General features: G+C 62.4%; 24 protein-coding genes. 14 read left to right on the top strand and 10 right to left on the bottom strand.

Annotated features, from left to right (window positions below):
• Positions 1-19 precede the first annotated feature (19 nt).
• Entirely contained in the window at positions 20-1,591 is a 1,572-nt protein-coding gene (locus AB4Y87_RS08850) for a Na+/H+ antiporter (protein WP_442004122.1), read from the top strand.
• 36 nt (positions 1,592-1,627) lie between these two features.
• On the opposite strand, the gene AB4Y87_RS08855 is transcribed toward AB4Y87_RS08850, so the two are convergent.
• The gene (locus AB4Y87_RS08855; RefSeq protein WP_442004014.1) at positions 1,628-2,851 is read right to left on the bottom strand and encodes an ROK family protein; all 1,224 of its coding nucleotides are present in this window, start codon (positions 2,849-2,851) and stop codon (positions 1,628-1,630) included.
• 228 nt (positions 2,852-3,079) lie between these two features.
• On the opposite strand from AB4Y87_RS08855, the gene AB4Y87_RS08860 reads away from it, so the two are divergent.
• The 5 genes from AB4Y87_RS08860 (at position 3,080) to AB4Y87_RS08880 (ending at position 9,072) form a co-directional block, all read left to right on the top strand.
• The gene (locus AB4Y87_RS08860) at positions 3,080-4,354 is read left to right on the top strand and encodes an extracellular solute-binding protein (RefSeq protein WP_442004015.1); all 1,275 of its coding nucleotides are present in this window, start codon (positions 3,080-3,082) and stop codon (positions 4,352-4,354) included.
• 23 nt (positions 4,355-4,377) lie between these two features.
• Positions 4,378-5,337, top strand: coding sequence for a carbohydrate ABC transporter permease (locus AB4Y87_RS08865; RefSeq protein WP_442004016.1), 960 nt, complete (start codon positions 4,378-4,380; stop codon positions 5,335-5,337).
• Positions 5,337-6,248, top strand: coding sequence for a carbohydrate ABC transporter permease (locus tag AB4Y87_RS08870; RefSeq protein ID WP_442004017.1), 912 nt, complete (start codon positions 5,337-5,339; stop codon positions 6,246-6,248). The genes AB4Y87_RS08865 and AB4Y87_RS08870 overlap by 1 nt, the downstream gene beginning before the upstream one ends.
• Before the next feature lie 76 nt (positions 6,249-6,324).
• Complete coding sequence (locus AB4Y87_RS08875; RefSeq protein ID WP_442004018.1) at positions 6,325-8,079, top strand: glycoside hydrolase family 13 protein; 1,755 nt, start codon at positions 6,325-6,327, stop codon at positions 8,077-8,079.
• A 33-nt stretch (positions 8,080-8,112) separates the two neighbouring features.
• Positions 8,113-9,072 carry an aldo/keto reductase gene (locus AB4Y87_RS08880; protein WP_442004019.1) on the top strand — a complete coding sequence of 320 codons (960 nt, stop codon included), beginning with the start codon at positions 8,113-8,115 and terminating at the stop codon, positions 9,070-9,072.
• Between the two features lie 93 nt (positions 9,073-9,165).
• Here AB4Y87_RS08880 and AB4Y87_RS08885 read toward each other — a convergent pair whose 3' ends face one another.
• The 4 genes from AB4Y87_RS08885 to AB4Y87_RS08900 are packed head-to-tail and all read right to left on the bottom strand — an operon-like array spanning position 9,166 to position 13,055.
• A complete protein-coding gene (locus tag AB4Y87_RS08885; RefSeq protein WP_442004020.1) occupies positions 9,166-10,104 on the bottom strand; it encodes a TauD/TfdA dioxygenase family protein in 939 nt (312 codons plus the stop codon).
• 52 nt (positions 10,105-10,156) lie between these two features.
• On the bottom strand, positions 10,157-11,116 hold the full coding sequence (locus tag AB4Y87_RS08890) for an ABC transporter permease (RefSeq protein WP_442004021.1): 960 nt from the start codon (positions 11,114-11,116) through the stop codon (positions 10,157-10,159).
• Positions 11,116-12,024, bottom strand: coding sequence for an ABC transporter ATP-binding protein (locus tag AB4Y87_RS08895; protein WP_442004022.1), 909 nt, complete (start codon positions 12,022-12,024; stop codon positions 11,116-11,118). Before AB4Y87_RS08895 ends, AB4Y87_RS08890 begins: the two co-directional genes overlap by 1 nt.
• A gap of 2 nt (positions 12,025-12,026) precedes the next feature.
• Entirely contained in the window at positions 12,027-13,055 is a 1,029-nt protein-coding gene (locus AB4Y87_RS08900) for an ABC transporter substrate-binding protein (RefSeq protein WP_442004023.1), read from the bottom strand.
• A gap of 359 nt (positions 13,056-13,414) precedes the next feature.
• Between AB4Y87_RS08900 and AB4Y87_RS08905 the strand changes: the two genes are divergently transcribed.
• From AB4Y87_RS08905 to AB4Y87_RS08930, 6 genes are all read left to right on the top strand, one after another.
• Positions 13,415-14,278 carry an HpcH/HpaI aldolase/citrate lyase family protein gene (locus tag AB4Y87_RS08905; protein ID WP_442004024.1) on the top strand — a complete coding sequence of 288 codons (864 nt, stop codon included), beginning with the start codon at positions 13,415-13,417 and terminating at the stop codon, positions 14,276-14,278.
• Between the two features lie 2 nt (positions 14,279-14,280).
• Positions 14,281-15,201: a DUF2797 domain-containing protein gene (locus AB4Y87_RS08910; RefSeq protein ID WP_442004025.1), complete on the top strand. Its 921-nt coding sequence runs from the start codon at positions 14,281-14,283 to the stop codon at positions 15,199-15,201.
• Between the two features lie 85 nt (positions 15,202-15,286).
• Complete coding sequence (locus AB4Y87_RS08915) at positions 15,287-15,511, top strand: DUF3188 domain-containing protein (RefSeq protein WP_442004026.1); 225 nt, start codon at positions 15,287-15,289, stop codon at positions 15,509-15,511.
• Positions 15,512-15,554: 43 nt separating this feature from the next.
• Positions 15,555-16,016, top strand: a complete 462-nt coding sequence (locus AB4Y87_RS08920) for an FAS1-like dehydratase domain-containing protein (protein WP_442004027.1) — start codon at positions 15,555-15,557, stop codon at positions 16,014-16,016.
• A gap of 2 nt (positions 16,017-16,018) precedes the next feature.
• Positions 16,019-16,456, top strand: a complete 438-nt coding sequence (locus AB4Y87_RS08925; protein ID WP_442004028.1) for a MaoC family dehydratase — start codon at positions 16,019-16,021, stop codon at positions 16,454-16,456.
• A 37-nt stretch (positions 16,457-16,493) separates the two neighbouring features.
• Positions 16,494-17,561, top strand: a complete 1,068-nt coding sequence (locus tag AB4Y87_RS08930; RefSeq protein WP_442004029.1) for a UDP-N-acetylmuramate dehydrogenase — start codon at positions 16,494-16,496, stop codon at positions 17,559-17,561.
• Positions 17,562-17,586: 25 nt separating this feature from the next.
• Here AB4Y87_RS08930 and AB4Y87_RS08935 read toward each other — a convergent pair whose 3' ends face one another.
• The gene (locus AB4Y87_RS08935) at positions 17,587-18,066 is read right to left on the bottom strand and encodes a hypothetical protein (protein WP_442004030.1); all 480 of its coding nucleotides are present in this window, start codon (positions 18,064-18,066) and stop codon (positions 17,587-17,589) included.
• Positions 18,067-18,152: 86 nt separating this feature from the next.
• Here AB4Y87_RS08935 and AB4Y87_RS08940 point away from each other — a divergent pair, with 86 nt between their 5' ends.
• Positions 18,153-19,295, top strand: coding sequence for a winged helix DNA-binding domain-containing protein (locus AB4Y87_RS08940; RefSeq protein WP_442004031.1), 1,143 nt, complete (start codon positions 18,153-18,155; stop codon positions 19,293-19,295).
• A gap of 202 nt (positions 19,296-19,497) precedes the next feature.
• A complete protein-coding gene (locus AB4Y87_RS08945) occupies positions 19,498-20,499 on the top strand; it encodes a DUF559 domain-containing protein (RefSeq protein WP_442004032.1) in 1,002 nt (333 codons plus the stop codon).
• Between the two features lie 46 nt (positions 20,500-20,545).
• Here the strand turns inward: AB4Y87_RS08945 and asd are convergent, their stop codons facing one another.
• The 4 genes from asd to AB4Y87_RS08965 all read right to left on the bottom strand — a co-directional run bounded on the left by asd (position 20,546) and on the right by AB4Y87_RS08965 (position 23,428).
• Entirely contained in the window at positions 20,546-21,688 is a 1,143-nt protein-coding gene (gene asd, locus AB4Y87_RS08950; protein ID WP_416416594.1) for an aspartate-semialdehyde dehydrogenase, read from the bottom strand.
• 108 nt (positions 21,689-21,796) lie between these two features.
• On the bottom strand, positions 21,797-22,018 hold the full coding sequence (locus AB4Y87_RS08955) for an NF038396 family protein (protein ID WP_442004033.1): 222 nt from the start codon (positions 22,016-22,018) through the stop codon (positions 21,797-21,799).
• 10 nt (positions 22,019-22,028) lie between these two features.
• On the bottom strand, positions 22,029-22,628 hold the full coding sequence (locus tag AB4Y87_RS08960) for a dihydrofolate reductase (protein ID WP_442004034.1): 600 nt from the start codon (positions 22,626-22,628) through the stop codon (positions 22,029-22,031).
• Positions 22,625-23,428, bottom strand: coding sequence for a thymidylate synthase (locus AB4Y87_RS08965; RefSeq protein WP_442004035.1), 804 nt, complete (start codon positions 23,426-23,428; stop codon positions 22,625-22,627). The genes AB4Y87_RS08960 and AB4Y87_RS08965 overlap by 4 nt, the downstream gene beginning before the upstream one ends.
• Positions 23,429-23,515 lie beyond the last annotated feature (87 nt).

Consider the following 23,515-nt stretch of genomic DNA (forward strand, 5'->3'; position numbering starts at 1 on the left):
CTTCTGGGGAAGCGGGAACATCCATCAGCTGGCACTCATTATCGGATTGCTGCTTGCGACGGTGCTGGCTGTGGGCTTGGGGGACWGGCTTCGGCTTCCATACCCGGTCCTGATGCTGCTCCTGGCTGTTGCGTTGACCTTCATTCCGGGCTTTCCGGRGTTTGAGATCTCGCCTGAGTTGATCCTGCCAATCTTCCTCCCGCCGTTGCTCTTTGCCACCGCGCAGAAGAGTTCCTGGGCCGTTTTCCGCGTCCGGTGGCGGACGCTGCTCCTCATGGCTGTCGCCTTGGTGGTGGTTTCCACCGCAGTGGTGGCCGGTGCTGCCTGGCTCATGATTCCGGGGATTGGCATCCCGGCAGCGATTGCCTTGGGAGCTATGGTTGCCCCGCCGGATCCCGTCGCAGTCGAGTCCGTGGCTGGCCGCGTTCACATGCCCAGGCGGCTCATTACTGTTCTGCAGAGTGAGGGCCTTTTCAATGACGCCGCCGCCATTGTGATCTTCCAGGCAGCGGTTGCCGCCACGGTCTCCGGTAGCGAGGTGGGGCCTAACGTTATCCTGCAGTTCGTGGTGGGCGCGGCCTTGGCGGTGGTCATCGGCATCGCCATGGGCCGTCTGACCAAGTTCATCACCAAGCTGGTGACCTCCATGGTGGCACGCAGTGCGGTCACGCTTGTGGTTCCGTTCGCTGCGTACATCCTGGCGGAAGAGCTCCACGCTTCAGGTGTGGTGGCCGTCGTCGTGACCGCCTTGGAACTGCAACGCCACGCGCGGCCGCAGGACGCCGCTGAGCGCATCACGCGGACTGCGTTCTGGGACGTGGTGGAGCTGCTGGCGACCGGACTGGCCTTCGGCCTGGTGGGCTTGGAGATCCGTCACGTCATCCGTGACGAAGGGACGGCGATTTTCGGGATGATCGGCGTTGCTGTGGTGATCTGCATCCTGGTGTTCGTTGTTCGCTACCTATGGCTCGGGCTGCTTGCGTTAACCGCCCACCAGCGGCGGAATCTCCTGCAGCCAACCTCGCCCAAGGAAGTACTCATCCTGACATGGTGCGGAATGCGTGGGCTGGCCACACTGGCTCTCGCTTTGGCCCTCCCGGTGACCTTGCCTGATGGCAGCGACTTTCCCGCGCGGCACGAAATCCTGGTCATCGCCTGCGCCGTGCTCCTGGCCACCTTGGTATTGCCCGGCCTGACACTTCCGTGGCTGATGCGGGTCCTCAAAGCCACGGAGGACGGTTCCCATGAAAAGGACGCGGCACGGGTACTCGCCAAGCGCGCCCAGTCGGCGGCGGTATCGGCCCTGAAGGACCACGAGCTCATGAAGGAACTCCCCGCGGACAAAGTGGCACTGGTCAAGGAAAAGATGCGCCGGCTCCATGCAGAGCTGCTGGACGGGACGTTGCGCAACGAGTCGGCGGCGGAGAAACGCAAGCGAGGGCGTGAACTTGCCATTGCCGTGCAGACGATAGCGCTGGATGCCGCACGCCAGGAAGTGGTGGAGGCGCGCAATGAGCCGGGGACTGATCCTGAAGTGGCAGATCGTGTTCTGAGACAGCTGGACCTGCGCACCATGTCAATGCCGGAATAGCGCGTAGCCCCGGGTTCCAGGCGGCGCTGGACAAGATCAGGAAGCGTCCGCGCGCTTAGGCAATGACGAGGGGGAGAGGTCCAGTGCGTGTTCCTCGACGTAGTCCAGGGCGTGGCGGATCGCGCCGAGGGACACAATGCCGTCGCCCAGAGTGGAGGTTGCCAGGCGCGGGGGAGTGAACGTGAAGTCCGGCAACTGCTTCTCAATGGCTGGGATCAGGGCATGGGCAGAGGCCGCCACGGCTCCGGCAATAACTACCAGCTCAGGGTTGACCAAGGTACTGATTGACCCGATCACGCGGGCCATGCGGTGCGCCACGCGATCCAGGGCGTGACGGGCGGCCGGGTCTCCCTCCGCGGCTGCCTTGAAAACCATCTCTGCTGTGAGCGCTGCAGGATCATCCTCGCAAAGTTCCCGCAGCTTGGTGGTCTCGCTGCCAGAAAGGGCTTCCCGTCCCCACAACACAGCGTAGTGGGCGATGCCGTAGGTGTCGCCCACGCCGTCCACCGTATCCAGATATCCGAGTTCCCCAAAGCCACCAAGCTGCCCGTGGAGCAAACGGCCGGATTCCAGGATGCCGGAACCCAGACGGTCGCCGGCGAGCATGACCACGAGGTTGTCGACTCCCTGCGCGGTGCCTTGCCACCGTTCCGCGAGGGCTGCGAGGTTGGCGTCATTTTCCAGGAGTACCTGCCAGCCATGCCGCTCTGAAACAATCTGGCGGACATCGAAGGACTTCCAGAATTCCTGGACGGTGAGGACCTCGCCGTCGCGGCTTACGGGCGCAGCCACTCCCACAGACACAGCAAGAACCGAGTCTGCAGATACGCCGGCCTTTTTCAGGACATCGGCGGCGATCCGGTCCAGCACATCCGCGCGCTCATTGGCCGGCACGATGTATGTGCGGAAGGGCATCGTGACTTGCGACAGAGGTGTTCCCGCCATGTCAGCCACTATGGCCGTGATCTTGTTGGCGCCGATGTCGATCCCAAGCACGCTGGCCGCGCTGTCGTCGAAGATAAAGCGGCGCGCAGGCCTGCCCTTGATGTAGTCTCCGGCCCCTCGCTGGTTTTCCAGCTCCTGGAGCCAGCCGAGCCGGACGAGTTCGTCGCAGATGGAAATGACGGTGGCGCGGGAGAGTCCGGTAGAAGCCATGAGTTCGGTGCCTGTTACGACGCCGGCACCCCGCATGGCCTTGAGCATCGCGCCGGCATTGACCCTACGAACCAGCTGTGTTGACGGCGCAGTCCCGATCAGCATGCGGTGCTCCCACTTTCCAGCCGCCTACCAGAGTGATAGAGCGGTCTCTCTAAATTTAGTACATAAATTTAGATGGCGACGCATTTCCTCAAAAGCTTGACCGTGTGGCGCTCCTCACTAAATACTAGCGATAGGTCATAAATTTACCTCCTATCTAAAATCGGAGGCTGAACGCGACCACCTCCCCAAGGCATAGCGGCCACTGGGGGTCCGCAAGACGAAAGGACTATGGAGTCTGTGAAAGCTACGCGCAAGAAACGTATGGCAGCGATGGGCCTGGGTCTGGCTCTGCTCGCCGGCCTTCTCTCGGGCTGCACCGGGGAACCGGGCAAAGAGACCATCCGCTTCACCTTCAGCAAGCGGGAGGCCATCGGCTTCATGACCAAGCTGGTTGCCGACTACAACGCTTCCCAGAACAAAACCGAGGTAGTACTGGACACCTCGGGTGTCGACGTCGTGTCCGCCAGCTTTGTCCGTGGCAATCCACCGGACATCGCGCTTGCAAACTACAACATGGAGACGTCCCGCTTTGTCCAGCGCGGAGCGTTGAGCGACTTGTCCGGTACGCAAGCCGCCTCCCGCGTCCGCGAGGACCTCCAACCGCTGATGGATCAGTACGGCTCGTATCCGGACCGGACCAGTGCCCTGCCGTACTCGGTCATGGCGTCCTCGGTGATCTACAACAAGGAGATCTTCGCTGCGCACAACATTGCCGTGCCGAAGACGTGGAGCGAGATGGTCGCGGCGTGTGAAGCGCTGAAAGCCGCTGGGGTAACGCCGTTCTATGCCACGTGGAAGGACGACTGGACGATCGCCCAGGGGTGGTTTGACTACTCCGTAGGTGGGCAGGTGGACACCATTGACTTCTTCAAGAAGCTTGCTGCCGAAGGCACGGAGGTTGGGCCGGAATCCTCCGTGTCATTCCAGAAAGACTTCAACCAGCCAGTCGAGAAGATGCTGACGCTCGCAAAGAGCTACGTCAACACGGATGCTGCAAGCCGGGCCTATGGCGACGGTAATCTTGCTTTCTCGCAGGGCAAGGCGGCCATGTATCTGCAGGGCCCGTGGGCATTCAGCGAAATCGCCAAGACCGCCCCGGACCTCAAGCTCGGAACCTTTCCCCTGCCGATGACCGAAGATCCCAAGGATCTGCGCGTCCGCGTCAATGTGGACCTCGCGGCCTGGATTCCGGAAGCGTCCAAGCACAAGGATGCTGCACGTAACTTCCTCGAGTACCTGTACAGGCCAGAGGTGATCGATGCCTACAACAAATCACAGTTGGGCTTCACACCCACCAAGGATTCTGCAAACGTCCCGGACCCCCGGATTGAGGGAATGGTGGAGTACTACGAGAAATCGCAGGTTTACCAGGGTCCCTCGGTGCTCGTTCCGCGGACCATCCCGATCATGAACTACACGCAGGCAATCGTGTTTGGCGCGTCCCCTGCATCCACCCTCCGCACACTCGACGCAGATTGGGCGCGCCTGGCCTTCCGCCAGTAGTGCAGAACATAGGAAGTCAGAACATGTCCAGTATCAGCACCTCAACCACATCCGGCCAGAGTCGCATAAGCCAGAGTCGCAAAAGCCAGAGCAGCCAACCGCAGGGCAGCCCACCGCAGCGCAACAGGCGGCGCGTGGAACCGATCTTCTACTTTTTCCTCGTGCCCAGCCTCATCCTGTTCACACTCGCCATCACGATTCCGGGCATCATCGGTATCTTCTTCAGCTTCACGGACTCCATCGGAATTGGTGATTGGGAGTTCATCGGCCTGACAAACTACATCGCGATCTTCAGTGATCCCGCTATCCTGCAGAGCTATCTGTTCACCTTCGGGTTCTCCATCGTCACCGTGATCGCCGTCAACGTGATCGCCTTCCTGCTTGCAGTCGGGCTTACCTCGCGCATCCGGATGAAGTCGGCACTGCGAACCATCTTCGTTATCCCAATGGTGGTTTCCGGCATCATCATCGCCTACGTGTTCAACTTCCTGTTTTCGAACGCCCTGCCTGCCGCGGGTGCTGCGGCAGGGATCCCGTGGCTGGAGAGCAGCCTGCTGGCCAACCCCGACCTCGCGTGGATTGCGATTGTTCTTGTCACAGCCTGGCAGGCAGTACCCGGAGCGCTGCTCATCTACATCGCCGGCCTTGTTGCCGTGCCGGGGGACGTCTACGAGGCCGCGGAAATCGACGGCGCGAGTAAACTCCAGCAGCTGCTGAAGATCACCCTTCCGTTGGTGGCCGGTTACGTGGTCATCAACATCATTCTTGGGTTCAAGGGCTTCCTCAATGCCTACGACATCATCGTCGGGTTGACGAACGGCGGCCCGGGGACCTCCACCCGAAGCATCGCGATGACTGTCATCGCCGGCTTCAATGGCGGCGACTACGCCTACCAGATGGCCAATGCGACGATCTTCTTCGTGGTCGCCATCCTTATCTCACTCCTGCAGCTCTCGCTGACTCGCGGACGGAATGCACTCTGATGACCACAGAAACCACTCTCGCAATCGGGGACTCCTCCCACGTTGAACCCGGCACCTCTCCGAGCGGCCGACGGCGGTCGGCTCCGGCCGTCGAGCGGGTCAACTGGCCGGCAACCACGGTCCTTCTGCTGTGCGCGGTAACCGTGCTGCTTCCCCTCTATGTCACGGTGTCCATGGCATTCAAGACCCAGGGGCAGGCGGTGGACGGCAATGCCTTCTCATTTCCCGCCCCCTTCAGCCTCGACGGCTTTATCCAGGCCTGGACCCTGACGAACTTTCCCGTGGGTGCCACGATGTCATTGCTGGTGACCGCAGGGACCGTCCTTGCCACCATCGTCCTTGCTGCATTCGCCTCCTACGCGATTGTGCGCAACTGGGAACGCCGGTTGTTCAGGTACTCGTTCTTCTACCTTCTTGGGGCGATGTTCATTCCGTTCCCGGTGGTTGCACTGCCGCAGATCCAGCTCACCGGTCGTCTTGGGCTGGACAACCCGCTCGGCGTCATCCTCCTGGCCACCATGTTCCAACTGAGCTTCAGCGTGCTGCTCTTCACTGCATTCCTGCGTTCCATCCCCATGGAACTGGAAGAGAGTGCCCGAATCGATGGCGCTACAACATGGCAGACATTCTGGAAGCTGATTTTCCCGCTGTTGGCGCCGATGAGTGCAACCGTCGGTATCTTCGCCTTCCTCTATGCATGGAATGACTTCATGATGCCGTCGCTGATCATTTCCGATCCCGCCCTGCAGACCCTTCCAGTACGGCAAAACCTGTTCCAGACGCAGTTCAGCAACAACTACCACGTGTCTTTCGCCTCCTACCTGATGGCGATGGCGCCCGCGATCGTCGCGTACCTCTTCACGCAGAGGTGGGTCATGGCGGGCGTGACACAAGGTGCCGTTAAGGGCTAGTGGATGTTGACCTTCCGTGCCCAGCGTTTCATACTGGTCCGGGACATAAATTTAGATTCTAAATCAAAGGAGTTTCGTGAGCACTTCCGCCACTCAGGCACACCGTACCGACGAAGAGCGAATGGCTGATCCGAACTGGTGGCGCCAGGCAGCTGTGTACCAGATCTACCCGCGCAGCTTCGCCGACTCCAACGGTGACGGCATCGGTGACCTCAAGGGCATCACTGCCAAGGTTCCGTACCTGAAGGAACTGGGGATCGACGCCGTTTGGCTGAGCCCGTTCTACCCGTCGGCGCTCGCGGACGGTGGCTACGACGTCGACGATTACCGCAACGTGGACCCCAAGCTGGGGACGCTTGAGGATTTTGATGAGATGGCAGCCGCGCTGCATGCCGCAGGCATCAAGCTGGTGGCCGACATCGTTCCCAACCACTCTTCGGACCGCCACGAGTGGTTCAGGGAGGCGCTGGCATCGCCGAAGGGTTCTGCTGCGCGGGAACGCTACATCTTCCGGGACGGCCGGGGCGAAAATGGCGAGTTGCCGCCGTCGGACTGGGACTCTGTCTTCGGTGGACCGATCTGGGAGCGCATCACTGAACCTGACGGCACTCCCGGCCAGTGGTACATGCACATCTTTGCCAAGGAGCAACCTGACTTCAATTGGGACAACCCTGAGGTTCGCGAGGACTTCCTGAAGACCCTGCGCTTCTGGTCCGACCGCGGTGTGGACGGCTTCCGCATCGACGTCGCCCACGGCATGGCCAAGGATCTCTCCGAGCCGCTGCCGATGAAGGCAGACCTCGAGGCCCGGGCTCATGGCACCGATGGTTTCGTGGACGGATCGCACCCGTTCTGGGACCGCGACGAAGTCCACGAGGTCTACGCGGAGTGGCGCAAGCTCTTCAACGAGTACAACCCGCCGCGCACCGCCGTCGCCGAGGCCTGGGTGCACGAATCGCGTCGTGCCCGCTACGCCAGCCCCGAGGGACTGGGCCAGGCCTTCAACTTCGACCTCCTGCAGGCCGACTTCGATGCGGCTTCCTTCCGGAAGATCATCACGGAAAACCTGATCGCCGCCAAGGAAACCGGGGCGTCCTCCACCTGGGTATTCTCCAACCACGACGTCGTCCGCCACGCCACTCGCTATGGTCTCCCCAAGGGCGGTTCAGTTGCCCAGGGAACCAACGCTGCCCAGGATGTCTCGGCCAGCAAGTCAAAGGGCCAGGACGGTAAAGGCTGGCTGCTGGCTGGCGCGCCTGCGGAAGAGCTCGACGTCGAACTCGGCTTGCGTCGTGCCCGTGCAGCCACGCTGCTGCTCCTCGCCCTGCCCGGCTCCGCCTACCTTTACCAAGGCGAAGAGCTTGGCCTGCAGGAAGTAGCTGAGATCCCGGACTCTGAGCGGCAGGACCCGTCCTTCTACCGCAACCCAGGGGTGGAGATCGGCCGCGATGGCTGCCGCGTCCCGCTGCCGTGGACCCCGGAAGGACCCTCCTATGGCTTCGGAGAAGGCAAGGCACACTTGCCGCAGCCGGAATGGTTCGCAAACTACGCGGTGTCCGAGCAGGAAGGACGTGAAGGCTCAACGCTGGAGCTTTACCGCAAAGCGCTGCGCTTGCGCCGGGAACTGCAGACCGACGAGGAACTCGAATGGGTTGAGACCGGAAACCAGGACGTCCTGCACTTCAGCCGTCCGGGTGGTTGGGAAACGGTAACCAACTTCGGAAGTGAGCCCTTCGCACTTCCGGCGGGCACCGTCGTCGTGAGCAGCGGACCACTGGAAGGCGGCCGGCTCCCGGCCGACACCACCGCCTGGGTGGTCCGCGACGCGTAAGCGCGGCTGCGAATCGACTGGTTGAATACTGGAATGAATAATGCAAACGGGCGGGGACGCCTCATCTACGGCTGCATGGGCCTTGGCGGTCCTTGGGACGGTACGTCCTATGGTGCCGCGGAGATCGAACAGGCTGCTGTGGTCATCGAGGCAGCAAAAAGCGTCGGCATTGAATTGTTCGATCATGCCGACATCTACCGCAGCGGCAAGTCCGAAGCCGTCTTTGGGGAAGTCCTCGCCCGTTCGCAGGGCCTGCGCGAGAAGATCCTGCTGCAAAGCAAATGCGGGATCAGGCTGGGGGAGCGCGGGCTGGATACGCACTACGACCTCAGCCGGGAAGCCATCCTTGAACGGGTCAATGAAAGCCTGAAGCGGCTTCAAACAGATTACATAGACGTCCTTCTCCTGCACCGCCCGGATCCTTTGATGGATCCGCGCGAGGTGGCGGACGCCGTCGGGCAGCTTGTTGCGGAAGGCAAGGTGAGGCAGCTGGGTGTGTCCAACATGTCCGGCGCGCAGATCGAGTTCCTGCAGGACTGCCTGGAGATGCCGATCATTGCCAACCAACTGGAGATGAGCCTGCTGCGGCGGGACTGGCTGGAAAGCACCGTGCTGGTCAACCATGCGGACGGGCTGGGCTTCACCTTTCCGCATGGGACGGTGGAGCTATGCATGGCCAAGGGGATTGAGCTCCAGGCCTACGGCTCCATGGCTCAAGGGCGCTACACCGGCGCTCCGACCGAGGAATTGTCGCCGGCCGAGTCGGCTACCGCTGAAATGCTTCAGCAACTCGCCGGGGAGAAAGGCACTACCCCTGAATCGGTACTGCTGGGGTGGCTGATGCGGCATCCGGCGCGGATCTCTCCCGTGCTGGGAACCACCAACCCCGGTCGAATCGCTGCCTGCGCTGATGCCGCCTCCGTGGCTGCGGCCATGACCAGGGCCGAGTGGTATGGCCTGTGGGTGGCAGCGCGGGGAAGCAACATCCCCTAAGGCGCGTTAAACCCAACTGAGTCGCAGTTCAGCGAGCTGAAAACGCGCTTAACTGCGACTCAGATGGGCTACAACAGCAACACATATTCGCCCCTACGAAACGGCGGGGACGGTCACCGGGGCCACCGCCGAGTAGGTGCTGGAATCACCCTGGATGGCCTGACTTGCCTTGCCGTCGATGCTGACAGGAATGTCGCCGGCAATGGTGACCCGATTGAGCTTGCGCGGCTGCCCGTCGTAGTTATCCGGGGCGTAGTGCTGCGTGATCCGGTTATCGAATAACACAACCTGGTTGGGCTCCCAATTCACGCGGACTACGTTCTCAGGGCGCGTCACATAAGCCTGAAGCAGTCTGATGATGTCCCGGGATTCAGTGTTGGACAAGCCCACGATCCGAAGCCGCTGCGCGAAGCCCCCAATGAACAATCCGCGCTCGCCGGTCAACGGGTGTACGCGCACCACCGGGTGGGCGGTTTCGAACTTCAGCCGGGTGAATTCCTTGCGTCGTTCTTCCGCGTTGGAGTGCTCAAGGTTCTTGGGCACCGAGTAGTCGTAATCGTTGGTGTGGACGGCCCAAAGGGTGTCCGCGAAGTTGCGCAGTTCCTCCGGCAGGTCCTGGTAGGCGCCAGCGGAGGAAGCGATGAGCGTTTCCCCGCCGTAGGCAGGCAGGTCGATGCTCCGCAACGTGGAGGCCTGCGGCGGATTGACCACGAACGTCACGTCCGTGTGCCAGTTGTTCGCGGAGCCGTTCTCGCTGTCCACCGGCAAGACATTTTCTTCACCTTCCACGGACGCAACCGTGGGGTGCGCCTTGGTGAGCGGGCCGAAATGGCTCGCGAACTTCACCTGGGCTTCGTCGGTGAGGATGTTGGCTTCCCGGAATACCAGGGCCTTGTGCTCGTTGAGCGCGCCCCGGATCTGCGCGATCGTGTCCTCGCTGAGGTCTCCACTGATATCGAGTCCTCGGATTTCCGCGCCGATGCGGGAGCCTAGCTTGGCGAATTCAAGCTTGGTTTCGGTAATGACGGTCATTATTCTTTCCTTACTTTGTGATGGGTTGTGGCAGGTGCCACGGGGGTGGTTTTCAGTGTGCGTCCGCGCCCACRGCCGTCCGCCAGCGGGAGAAGTGGCGTTCCAGGGCGACCAACAGGAAGTTCACGCCAAGGCCCAGCAACGAGACTGTGAGGATGCCCGCGTACATATCAGGGATCAGGAAGCTGCTCTGCGCGTTCACGATCAAGTAGCCAAGTCCGGCCTTGGCGCCGACCATTTCGGCGGCGATCAGCACCAGGATGGACGCGGTGCCGGCCATCCGGATACCGGTAAAGATCGTTGGTACGGCCGACGGCAGGATGACCTTCTGGAAGAGCTGGAAACTGTTCAGTCCCAGCGAGCGCGCGGCCCGAATGAGCAGCGGATCCACGGTTTTCACGCCCGCAATCGTGTTGAGCAGCACCGGGAAGAAGGCCGCGTAAGCCACAATGCTGATCTTGGATTCCTCGCCGATGCCCAGCAGGAGCGTGAACACGGGCAGCAGGGCCAGTGCGGCCGTGTTGCGGAAGAGCTCCAGCAAGGGGTTGAGGACTGCGTTGAGCCGTCCATACCAGGCGATCAGGAGTCCCAGCAGCACACCTGCAACGAGCGCCGCCCCGAAACCGGTTACTGACCTGGTGAGGCTCGCTGCGATGTGGCCCTGGATGGTGCCCGCTTCAAAGAGCTTGCCCCATGCCAACAGCACATCGTGCAACGGTGGCAGGAATACTCTGGTGGACGGGCTGGCCAGATACGTCGGCCCGAGTTCCCACAGTGCCAGGAAGGCCAGGATGCCTGCGGACTTCCACACGCCTGAACCGGCTGCTGCCGTAACCCGGCGCACGGTGGCGAGGACCGCCGTCGAACGTTGCGCGGTGGTTTCCTGGGCAGTGGTGTCCTGCCCGGGTGCGGCAGCAGTACCGGAAGGCCCGACGGCGGTACCCGGCTCGCTCGTGACGCTTGCCTTGCGCGCTGCCGCCGCGGTTTCTGTCTGCGTCAATGTGGTGCTCATCAGGCCGCAGTCCTTTCACTGGTGACGGTTCCCTCTTTAGTGACGGTTGACGGTTCATCAGGTGCGCTGCCGTCCGGGAGGATCTTCCGGTGCCCCGCGTCCTGCGCACGACGGACCTCATCGTGCAGCAGCGTCCATACCTCATGCCGGTGCTCGACGAAGGCCGGGTGGGAGCGGATGTCGTCCTCGACGTCGCGATCGGGGATGTTGATGTCCACAATTTCCTTCAGCCGGCCCGGCCGCGCGCTCAGCACAGCTACGCGCTCGCCGAGGTAAACGGCCTCGTCAATGCCGTGCGTGATGAACACGATCGTCTTGCCGGTGGCCTTCCAGATGCGCAGCAGTTCGTCCTGCAACTGTTCGCGGGTTTGCGCGTCCAATGCCGCGAAAGGCTCGTCCATCAGAAGGACGTCGGGCTCGTAAGCCAGGCTGCGGGCAATGGCAACACGTTGCTTCATGCCGCCGGAGAGCTCATGAGGATACCGGTCCTCGAACCCGGCCAACCCGACCAGTGCCAGATACTCCTTGGCCTTCGCTGCCCGTTCGCGCCGGTTCAGTTTCCTGCCGTCCGGCCCTGCTCCTTCCAGGCCGATGGACACGTTGGCCGAAGCTGTCCGCCAAGGAAACAGTGCATACTGCTGGAACACCACAGCGCGGTCCTTGCCGGGACCCGTCACAGGCTTGCCGTCAACGAGCACCTCGCCGGACGTGGGCGTCGAGAGACCCGCGAGCAGGTCCAACAGCGTGGTCTTGCCTGAGCCACTTGGCCCAACCAAGGTGAGGAATTCGCCGTCGCGCACGTCCAGGCTCAGCGAATCTATGGCTGTGAGCGTCGTGGCAGCAGTGGACTTGGTAGCCCGGACGGTGAATTGTTTGGTGACATTGCGGAGGCTGATTTTGGCTGTCATGGCTATCCTTTCTTGGCGCCGGCGAGATCGTTGAATTCGTTGGTGTAGTACTTGGACGGCGTGAGCTTGTCCTTCACGATTCCGGCCGAGTTCAGCCACGCTTCCCAGCGGGTAAAGTCCTCGTCCTTGATCACACCGTTGTCCGGAACGCCAGGGCTCTTCCAGAACTTCAGGTTGGCTGTGCTCTCATTGCGTCCGCGGTTTTCGATGATCTTGGTGAAGCGGGCAATGACTTCGTCGCGTGGTGTTTCTGCTGCCCATTTGATGGCTTTGGCAACGCCGGTGGTGAAGGTGCGGGTGGTGTTCGGGTTCTTTTCGATGAAGTCGTTCCGGAGCACGATCTGGCCGCCTGCAAAGTTGCCGAGCAACTGCACATCACTGAACAGCGAACGTAGTCCGCCAGCCTCAATGGCCCTGTCCTGCAGCACTCCACCAAGGGTGCCGGCGTCCACTTGGCCGCGGCGGATGGCTTCCTCGGTATCGTTCGGCGCCAACGGGACGAGCTGGACCTGCTTGATCTCGTCCTGGCTGAGACCGTTCTGCGTCAGGTACGTATTGATGACCGCTTCGTGGTGTGCGCCCAGGGTGTTGACCGCGATCTTCTTGCCGATCAGGTCGCGGGGTTCCTTGATGGAGCTGTCCGCCTTCACGTAGTAGCCGTTGAAGGTCTTCTCGTCCGAGCCGTAGTAGTTGACCACGGCCTTCACGGGGGCGCCCGCTTCAATGAGCTTCACCACCGCACCGGAGAATGCGCCGCCGAAGTCCGTCTGGTTGGTGGCCGCGGACTGGATGTCCTGGGGGCCGCTGGTGGTGTTGCCCACCCAGTTCAGCTTCAGGTCGCCCAGATAGCCGAGGTCTGCAGCAAGCTCGGGGAAGGTCACATTGTTGGCCGAGCCTTGGTAGCGGAGTTCCTTGACCTCGTTGCCGGGTTGATTGGCTTGTCCGGCTTCGGCTGCACCGCCGCAGCCGGACACCGTCAGCGCTAGTACGACGGCGGCCGCGACGCTCAGCAGGGGCAGGTGCAGTTTCATGGGAGCTACTTTCGAGTGAGTGTGGTTCGGTTGGGGGAGCCGTACGTTCAGCGGCTTGGGAACGATGTAAGCCCATCTGCACCGCCGGTGGAAAGCTCCGCGGTCATGGTGGGAAACGGCGGGAAACGGCGGGAAATGCTGTGAAACAGCGGGCAACCGGGCGCAACGCGAAGCCATGAAATGCAACCGACGGACACAAAGTCGCAGCATTGAGCCGCATGAAGAAGCGAATGGCGCGTGCCGCCGTCGGACAGTCATACTGGGCGCGGGCACAGTCATAAGGGCTTTAGTTCGTATTGATCCTCACAACCGGGCGGATTTCTTCGCCCTGCGGGCCGCTTGCCGGATACGGTAGATACATGACGTCTAGCATCGCCGCCGAATCCATTCGGCCTACCCGCAATATTCCCGCCGATATCGCCCGCTCATGGCTCCTTGTGAACGCCATGAAGACGGAACTCTTCGACGAATCCGCGGTCTCACGGGCAGACGCCATCATCCTGGACATTGAAGACGCCGTTGACCCCTCCCAAAAGGATGCTGCCCGCGAGAATGTCGTGAACTGGCTGAGGTCCGGTGGTCAGGCCTGGGTTCGCATCAACGACGCCACCAGCCCTTTCTGGGCCGATGACCTCGCCGGCCTCCGCGGCACCCCGGGCCTGCTCGGCGTGATGCTCGCCAAGACCGAGTCCGCGGACCAGGTCACCGAGTCCTACCACCGCATGGACGGCAAGACTCCCGTGATCGCACTGGTTGAGTCGGCCCTCGGCATCGAGGAAGCCAACCACATTGCCCGCGCCCAGGGTGCGTTCCGCCTGGCGTTCGGTTCCGGTGACTTCCGCCGCGACACCGGCATGGCCGCTACCCCCGAGGCTATGGCGTACCCGCGTGCCAAGCTCGTCGTTGCCAGCCGCGTCGGCAACCTGCCCGGCCCCATTGATGGCCCCACAGTCGGCACCAACCATCCCATTCTTCGCGAGCAGACCGGCATCACCGTCACCATGGGCATGACCGGCAAGCTGTGCCTGGCCATCGACCAGACCACGGTAATCAACGAGGTCATCAGCCCCACCCCGTCGGACGTTGCCTGGGCAACCGACTTCATGAGCGACTTCGAAGCCAACGGCCGGGTTATCCGCGATGGCTCCGACCTTCCGCGCCTTGGCCGCGCCGAGAAGATCATGAAGCTCGCAGTTGCCTTCGGGGTCCAGCCTTCCCTGTAGCCATGCTCGTCCACGGCGTAGCTTGGGACTCTTCTTCACCGGCGTTGAGGTTGCTGCGGCCGGACGGGGAGTTCACTGACGTTGCGTTGGCCCCGGGTTCAACCCTGGGCCTGCGCGTCATGACCGGTGTGTGGTGCCTTGGCCATACCAAGGTTCACGGGCCGGGCGACCGCACCCATATTCCCTGCCGCAGCGGTTCCCCAGCCGAGCGTGGAAAGCAGTGCGGAGCCTGCTTCGCGCGGGACGATTCCCGGCTCATGCATGACTTCCACCGTGGCGGCCCCGTGCCCACCGGCCTGCGTGCTTACCTCATGCAGCCACACTGGCTTTACGTTGCAACGTTCGCCAACGGGGCCACCAAGGTCGGGACTGCCTCGGCACCCCGCAAGTGGAACCGTCTGGCTGAGCAGGGTGCCGTGCACGCTTCCTATGTTGCCCTTGCCGAGGACGGTCGGGTTGTTCGGGTGCTCGAGGACCTTGTGACCCGTGAGCTTGGGCTCGTCCAGCAGGTCCGTTCCGCTGCCAAGGCGGCGTCGCTCGTTGAGCCGCGTCCCGGCGTCGAGCTTGTTGCCACCAATCGCCGGCATGCCGCACAGGTGCGCGGCTTGCTGGGCGGACTTGCCATGACCGGGTTCGCCCTCGTGGAGGAAGAGTGGGAGCGGCCGGCCTTGGCTGACCGGCTCTGCACCGTTCGCGCCTCCGGTTCTTCGCGCCACCCCTACCCGGCAGCGTTCGACGGCGGAGGGCATGGTTTGCGGATCCACTCCCTTTCCGGTGCCATCGCCTTGGCCGGTCTCCCCGATGCCGAGGGCAACGAGGTGGAGGGTAGCTTTGTGGCAGACCTTGGCGCTTTGAAGGGACGAAAGATCGAGTTCGGCCCCCACGTCACGGAAATCCCCGCCCTCCAGGATTCGTTGTTCTAACCCGTTGTGTGGCCTCGTGTCCGTGCGATTCGTGGGGTTTGGGGCGCAGAGCGGGCCCCGCAACGCGCACCGGTAGACTTGGACGGTGCTGAACGAATTCTGGGCCACCTCGTCCACCGCCTACAAGACGCTGGTTTTCAGCGCCATGGGGCTCATCGCCGTCGGGCTCATCCTTTCCATTGCCGGCAACACGAGCGGCAACCAAGGATTGGCCATTGCCTCCCTGCCCGTGATCGGCGTCGGGCTGCTGCTTCACGTCACAGGGCTCGTAGTCCGCGGCCAGAAGATCCGCAAGAGCTACAAGAAGTAGTCGTCACACCACCCTGGGTCCACTGGCCCGATAGGGTTGGAGCATGAGTATCAATCCGGACCTGCAGGGCCGAAGCTACCCTGCCGCAGAGGTTTACGACGTCGGCCGTGAGAAGATCCGCGAATTTGCGAAGGCCGTGAAGGCCAGCAATCCTGCGCACTTCGATGTTGAGACAGCACGGGCCATGGGCCACAGCGATCTCGTAGCCCCGCCGACGTTTGCCATTATTGTTGCCCAGCGCGCCKACGCCCAGCTTGTGGAGGACCCCGAGTCCGGCATCGACTTCTCTCGCGTGGTCCACGCGGACCAGCGCTTTACCCATCACCGCGCCATTGTGGCCGGGGACCGCCTCGTGGCTGAACTGCATGTTGATGGAGTACGGGCAATGGGCGGCGGCGCGATGATCACAACGCGCTCAGAGATTTTCGCCCTCGACGGCAACGATGACCGTGAGAAAGTAGCCACCACCACCTCGTCCATCCTGGTCCGCGGAGAGGGACAGTAACCATGAGCCCGAAATTTGAAGAACTGACGGTTGGCCAGGAAATCGGCACCCGTAGCATTGAGGTCACCCGCCAGGACCTGGTCAGGTATGCCGGTGCTTCGGGGGACTTCAACCCGATCCACTGGAATGAAGCTTTTGCGACCTCTGTTGAGCTGCCCGGCGTGATTGCCCACGGCATGTTCACCATGGGCTCGGCAGTGCAGCTTGTGAGCGACTGGGCAGGGGACCCCGCCGCCGTCGTCGATTACCAGACTCGCTTCACCAAGCCGGTCCTGGTCACTGACACCACCGGAACGGACGAGGCCGGTGCAGTTATCGATGTCACCGGTGTGGTGGGAGCGCTCGACGCCGAGGCCGGCACCGTGCGCATCGACCTGACCGTTGTGGCAGCCGGGCAGAAGGTCCTCATGAAGTCCCAAGCAGTCGTCAAGGTCTCTTGAACCAAGTGAACACTTCAATCCCCGTTAGGCTTGATGGGTGACCCAGACGCTGCTTTCCCACCTGACCACGGCTGCCGTCGGCGGCCCCGCAGGAAACTATGTAGAGGCCCGTACCGAGGCTGAAATCATCGACGCCGTGCGGTCGGCTGACGCGGAGGGCGAGAAACTCCTCATCATTGGTGGCGGTTCCAACCTCCTGATCTCTGACGACGGTTACCCCGGCACGGTTCTGAAGATTGCGTCCGAGGGCTTCACTGTGGACTCGGAAGACAGTTGCGGCGGCGTGTCCGTGGTGGTTCAGGCCGGCCATAATTGGGATGCACTGGTGGAGCACTCGGTCCTGCATGCTTGGTCCGGCCTTGAGGCTCTGTCCGGCATCCCGGGGGCCACAGGTGCCACGCCGGTGCAGAACGTGGGCGCGTATGGTGCGGATGTTTCGCAGACCATCGCCGCCGTGCGGACCTGGGACCGGCAACGCAATGCCGTTCAGACGTTCACCAACTCAGAGCTCAAATTTGGCTACCGCGATTCCATCCTGAAGCAGACCACTGTGGAAGGTTCTCCGCGCTACGTGGTACTGACTGTCGAATTCCAATTGCCGCTGGGTCGAATGAGCGCCCCCATCAGGTACGGTGAGCTCGCCCGCGTGCTGGGCGTGGAGGCGGGCAAACGTGCCTACTCCAACGATGTCCGCCGGGAAGTCCTCCGGCTCCGGGCGTCCAAAGGCATGGTCCTTGACGCCGCAGACCGCGACACTTACTCCACGGGCTCGTTCTTCACCAACCCGATCATTCCGGCTGAACGTGCCGCAGCCTTGCCGGAGAACGCGCCGAAGTACCCGGCTGGCGAGGACGGATTGGTAAAGCTTTCCGCTGCCTGGCTCATCGATCACGCGGGATTCGGTAAGGGATTCGGGCTCGATGAAACCAGCGTTTCCGGTGGCAGGGCATCCTTGTCCACCAAGCACACCTTGGCGATCACGAACCGCGGCTCGGCGTCGGCGTCGGACATGGTGGCTATCGCGCGCGAAGTGCGTGCCGGCGTCGTGAATCGCTTCGGCATTGAGCTGCACCCCGAACCGTTGCTGATCGGCGTTTCCCTCTAGCGCGACACAGCGAGCCGCGGCGGGACTAGCGTGTGCCTCGCACCGCGATAGGCAGGACTTTATTGAGCAGCAGGAAGGTCAGCCCGCAACTCACCGATCCCAGCAAGAAGATCTGGCTGAAGGCGATGCTTTGGGGTGAAGGGCCGCTAGGCATGAAGAGACCTGCCATGGCGAAGCCCACCAGGCCCAGGAGCATCACGATGGCACCCAGCAGGAAGCTGCGTACTTGTGCTGCGGCCGCAGGGTAGAACCAGGGTTCCGGGGCGTCGTCCCCGGGATCGGCCACAGGTTGGATGGCGGCTGCGGTACCGATGAGCAGGGCGGCAGTGGCAGTCGCCACCAGACCCGCCATCTGGATGACTTGCATGGCAGGCGTGAGGCTGACTCCAGTACCAACGGCCACAACGAGTCCCGTTCCAAGCCCGACGACGGTGCAACACCAGCCGGCCGCAGCCAACCATCGGCTGAGCGGCCGCACAAGCGGAGCAAGATCACCAAAGAGCATGAACCCATCCTAGGAAACTGTGCTGGAAGGCTGCTGGGAGGTGTTGCAAGGTTCCCTGTTACGCCGGGGCGCTTTTAGGATGGAGCATGCCTGCACCCGATACGCGTTCAACCGCTGTCACTCCACGAGTCATGGGCCGACTGCGGCTCGCCAGCCAAGGACTTCTCAATGGAGGTTTTGCCTCGGTGCCGGAAGCGGTCCGGTGGATGACAGCCATGCAGTCGCAGGACCTCGGATCCGCGTTATGGGCAGTGGGGCAGCGAGTTCCGGGATCTGCCGCTTCAGACGTCCGGGCAGCCCTTGACGCCGGAACCATCGTCCGATCATGGCCAATGCGGGGAACACTGCACCTTCTGGCACCGGAGGACCTTCGCTGGATCCTGCGAATCACCAGTCCGCGACTCATGAACATGGTGGCAGGCCGTCATCGGGAGCTTGGCATTACCGCCGAGGACATCAGCCATTGCCGGGATATCGCACTCAAGACTTTGGAGTCCCTCAAGACGGCCGACGGCGGACGCGGCGCCACGCGCGAGCAGCTCTTTGACGCCTTCGAGGAAGCCGGCCAGATGACGAAGGCGCAGCGTGGCATCCATCTGCTCGGGAGCCTGTGCCAGCGTGCGTGGCTGGTCCAGGGTCCCATGGCAGGTTCACGCGGCAAGGTGGGCGTCCAACAGTTGTTTGTGCCCTTTGACGAGTGGATCAAGGATTCCAGGGACCTTGATCGCGAGGAAGGCATCGAGGAGCTCCTCTTGCGTTACGTCCGGAGCCACGGACCTGCCACGGTGAAGGACTTTGCCTGGTGGAGCCAAGTGCCCCTCACGGAAGCGCGCAAGGCCCTCGCCTCGGTTCAGGACCGGTTGGTGGAGCTGCCGTTCGGCGGTAGCACCTTTTGGCTTTCGCCTGAAACAGCAGCACTGCTCGACGACGGCGTCCCAGGCTCGCGGGCGTTGCTGGCTCTTCCTGGCTTCGATGAGTTCCTGCTCGGTTACCAGGACCGGAGCCTCGTCCTCGCGCCCGAGCATGCTGAATTGGTGGTGCCGGGCAGGAACGGAGTGTTCAAACGAATCATCGTGGCAGGGGGAGAAGTGGTGGGCACGTGGGCCAGGACCGGCAACGGCAAGGCGCCGGGCGTTGTTCCTGAGCCCTTCGAAGGGCAGCTTGGCCCGGCCCCGGAGCGTTCGTTCCAAGCGCAGGGTCGGGCTTACCTGAAGTTCATGGAGGGCTGAGGGCGGGCCCTGCCTTGACACCGGGCCTGCCCCCAGCCCCGGCCCTGTCCCAGCCCGGCCACGCCCCGACGCTGTCCTAGCCCGTTGCTAACCCGCTATTAAGTGGTTGGCCAACAACGAATAAGCGGCTCGGCAACGAAGTTGTCCACAAACGGTATCCCGGCCCTGCCAGTGGGGCGCAGATGTTGGCCACGATAGTCCCATGCAACTACGAAAACTCGATGCCCTGATCACTGCACACTGGCCGGAATCCCCAGTGGCCTCGACTCCCGAGCTCGTTGGCGGCGGCCTTGGTGACCGCGTCCTCACGGCCGGTGTTCGGAACCGAAAGCTCCTCAGGTTGAGGCGGGGTGCGTACGTGCGCATGGATCAATGGCGCCGAAGCAAACCTTGGGAACAGGACCTGCTGCGGATCCAGGCCCACCAGTGCAGCACTCTGGGTGGAAGTATCTACAGCCACGTAAGCGCTGCCCGCCTCCACGGTTGCCAGGACTGGGAAGGCGGGCCGCTGGTACATGTGACGACGCCCTTCTCACCGGCCAAGGCAAGTTCAGGAAGCGATGTCGCAGCTCACGCGGCATGTCTTCTCCCCCACGAGATTGCTCAGGTGCAGACACCATGGCAGAGACCGGCGCAGACCACGAGTCTTGAGCGCACGGTGGTGGACTGTGCACGGACGTTGGACTTTGAGCGGGCGGTCGTCATTGCCGACCATGCCCTTCGCCTCGGCGCAGACCCCCGGAAGATGCAGGATTATCTGGATAACGGCAGGATCACCCGTGGCACCCGCCGCCTGCGGCGTGTCCTGGAGTTCATGGATGCAAGGTCCGAATCCGTCGGGGAGACCCGCACCCGGGTGCTTCTGGATAAGTTGGGGATAGTGGGCGCCGTGTTGCAGTTGGATGTCGCGACGCCATTGGGCAACTATCGGGGAGACTTCGGTTGGGAGCAGCAGAAAGTGATTCTGGAGTTTGATGGCCGTGCCAAGTACTTCGAGTACGCACCAACGGAGGAAGTGATTTTCGAGGAGCGCAGGCGGGAGAAGGCACTCCAGGCCCAGGGGTGGAAAGTGGTCCGCATCGAATGGGACGATCTCAGCCGGCCTTGGGACGTGGACCGGAAGCTCAGGGAGGCGCTGGACCTACGGGTAGAACGTAGAAAACCCGCTGTTCCGTTGCTGGGCAGCAGCGGAACAGCGGGTTGACGACAAAATAGCGGAGACGAGGTAGGGACGGGACGCCGGAAAGGGCCTAGAGCTTGCCCGTGACGATGTTCAGCATGCGGCGCAGCGGCTCAGCTGCACCCCAGAGGAGCTGGTCGCCAACGGTGAAGGCGCTGATGTACTCCGGGCCCATTTCGAGCTTGCGGATACGGCCAACGGGAATGTCCAGGGTGCCGGAGGCAGCCACAGGAGTCAGGTCTGCCATGGAGGCTTCCTTGGTGTTCGGAACAACCTTGGCCCACTCGTTGTCCTTGGCCAGGAGGTTCTCGATCTCCGTGACGGACAGGTCTTCGCGCAGCTTGAGCGTGAGGGCCTGGGAGTGGGAACGCATGGCGCCGATGCGGATGCACAGGCCGTCCATGGCGATGTGATCCTTGCCCGCGGTGCCTTTGCCCGTTCCGAGGATCTTGTTGGTCTCCACTCCAGCCTTCCACTCTTCCTTGGACTGGCCGTTGCCGAGGTCGGCGTCGATCCAGGGAATCAGTGAGCCGGCCAGCGGAACGCCAAACTGGGTGGCGTCAACGCCGGTGCGCTGAGCGGCGAGGACCTTGTGGTCGATCTCCAGGATGGCCGAGGCCGGATCCTGCAGTTCGCTGCTTACCTCGTTGTTGAGGGTGCCGAACTGGTTCAGGAGCTCGCGCATGTGGCGGGCGCCGCCACCGGAGGCAGCCTGGTACGTCATGGAGGTGCCCCATTCGACCAGGTTGTTCTTGAACAGTCCGCCAAGGCCCATGAGCATGCAGGAAACCGTACAGTTGCCGCCGATGTAGTCCTTCACGCCGCCGGACAGGCCGGCGTCGATGACGTCGCGGTTGATGGGGTCCAGCACGATGATCGAGTCATCGTTCATGCGCAGGGTGGAGGCAGCATCGATCCAGAGGCCGTCCCAGCCGCGGTTGCGAAGTTCGCCGTGAACCTGTTTGGTGTAGTCGCCACCTTGGGCGGTAACAATAATCGGCAGCTTGGCAAGCGTCTCAATATCGAACGCGTCCTCGAGCTTGCCAGCCCCGTCAGCAAAGGAAGGGGCGGCACCTCCTGCGTTCGAGGTGGAGAAAAATACCGGGTTGATGTTGGCGAAGTCGTTCTCGTCCTGCATACGTTGCATCAGGACGGAGCCGACCATGCCACGCCAACCGACCAGTCCAACGGACGGATTAGCTGCTGTAGTCATTTACCCAGTCTAAACTTTCGCAGCATAGTGCCGCTGTTGGTTACGTCACGCAAGCAATGCACGACGCCGGCACTCGCCCACAGCGGCAGGCAAGCCGGCACGCAGAGCCTAGCTCCCGGCGTCGGGCTCCTGCAGCAGGACGGCTTTGCGCTTGCGCAAGGCAAAGAACGCACCGAACGTGAAGACCTGCGTGACCACGATCAAGACAATGATGCCCAGGATGCGGTTGCCGCCAAGAATCATTGTCAGTCCAACAATGGCTGAGATCAGCGCGAAAAGCGGCAGCAGCATGTATCCCAGCACGAACAATGTTTCGGGTTTCTTCAGCATGCAGGCGTTCCTAGCTTTCCGTCCGGCGCCACGTGGTGAACCGGTATTGTGTGCCGTTCTTGGCCGTCAGCCAGCCCTCGGCGGGCGCGGCAGTATCAAAGGTCCAGTCGTCGCCGAGTTCAGGCGCGAACGTATCGCCGTCGAGGTCGGCGTCGATGATGGTGACGACGGCAACGTTGGCAATCCCCATCGACTGTTCAAAAATCTGGCCGCCGCCGATGATCCAAACCTTCTGGCCACCGGGTGCGAACTGGGATTCCAGCAAGGCTGCGTCCAGCGAGGAAACCACGACGGCGCCCTCGGCCTCAGGCGTAGAAGCCCACTCCGGGTGGCGGGTCACCACAATGTTGGTGCGCCCGGGCAGAGGCCGGTACTTGTCCGGGAACGATTCCCAGGTCTTGCGGCCCATGATGACGGGGTGTCCCGTGGTCAGCTGGCTGAAGTGCTTGAGGTCCTCGGGGAGGTGCCACGGCATGGAGCCGTCCTTGCCAATCACACCGGATGTGGTCTGGGCCCAGATCATGCCGATGCCGGTCATTTTGGCCGCGGTTTCCTGGGTGAAGATGACGCCGGGAAGCTGGGAAGGAGCGTCGGATGGAGGAGTGCTCATACCGCGATCGGCGCCTTGATGGTGGGGTGGTGCCGATAGCCAACAACTTCAAAGTCATCCAGCGTGTAGTCGAAGATGGAGTCCGGCTTGCGCAGGATTTTCAGCTGCGGATACTCGTACGGTTCACGGGCGAGCTGCTCGGTGACCTGCTCCACGTGGTTGTCGTAAATATGGACGTCGCCGCCCGTCCAGACGAACTCCCCGGGCTGAAGACCCAATTGTTGTGCGACCATGCATGTCAGCAAAGCGTAGGAGGCGATGTTGAAGGGGACCCCGAGGAAGGTGTCCGCAGAGCGCTGGTACAGCTGGCAGGACAACTTGCCGTCGGCTACGTAGAACTGAAAGAACGCGTGGCAGGGCGGCAGCGCCATGTCCTTGAGCTCGGCCACGTTCCAGGCGGAGACGATGTGTCGCCGGGAATCCGGGTTGGCAGCCAGATTGGCCATGAGCTCGGAGATTTGGTCGATGTGCCCACCGTCGGGCGTGGGCCAGCTGCGCCACTGCACACCGTACACGGGGCCGAGTTCGCCGTCCGCATCCGCCCATTCGTCCCAGATGGAAACGCCTTGGTCCTGCATCCACTTCACGTTCGAATCGCCGCGAAGGAACCACAGGAGCTCCACTGCCACGGATTTGAAGTGGACCCGCTTGGTGGTGATGAGCGGGAAGCTTTCGCTGAGGTCGAAGCGCAATTGGCGGCCGAAGACGCTTCGCGTTCCGGTTCCGGTGCGGTCCGACTTGTGCGTGCCGTTGGCCATGACGTCGCGCAGGAGGTCTTCATACGGGGTGGGGATGCTCACGAGTCCAGCTTACTGGTTTCGACCATGCGGGCCCTCAGTAGATCGATGAGTGTCTCATCACCGATCCCGGCGCGACGTCTGTGCGGT

Source organism: Paenarthrobacter sp. RAF54_2 (assembly GCF_052113945.1).
In the GTDB taxonomy this organism is placed as follows: Bacteria; Actinomycetota; Actinomycetes; order Actinomycetales; family Micrococcaceae; genus Arthrobacter.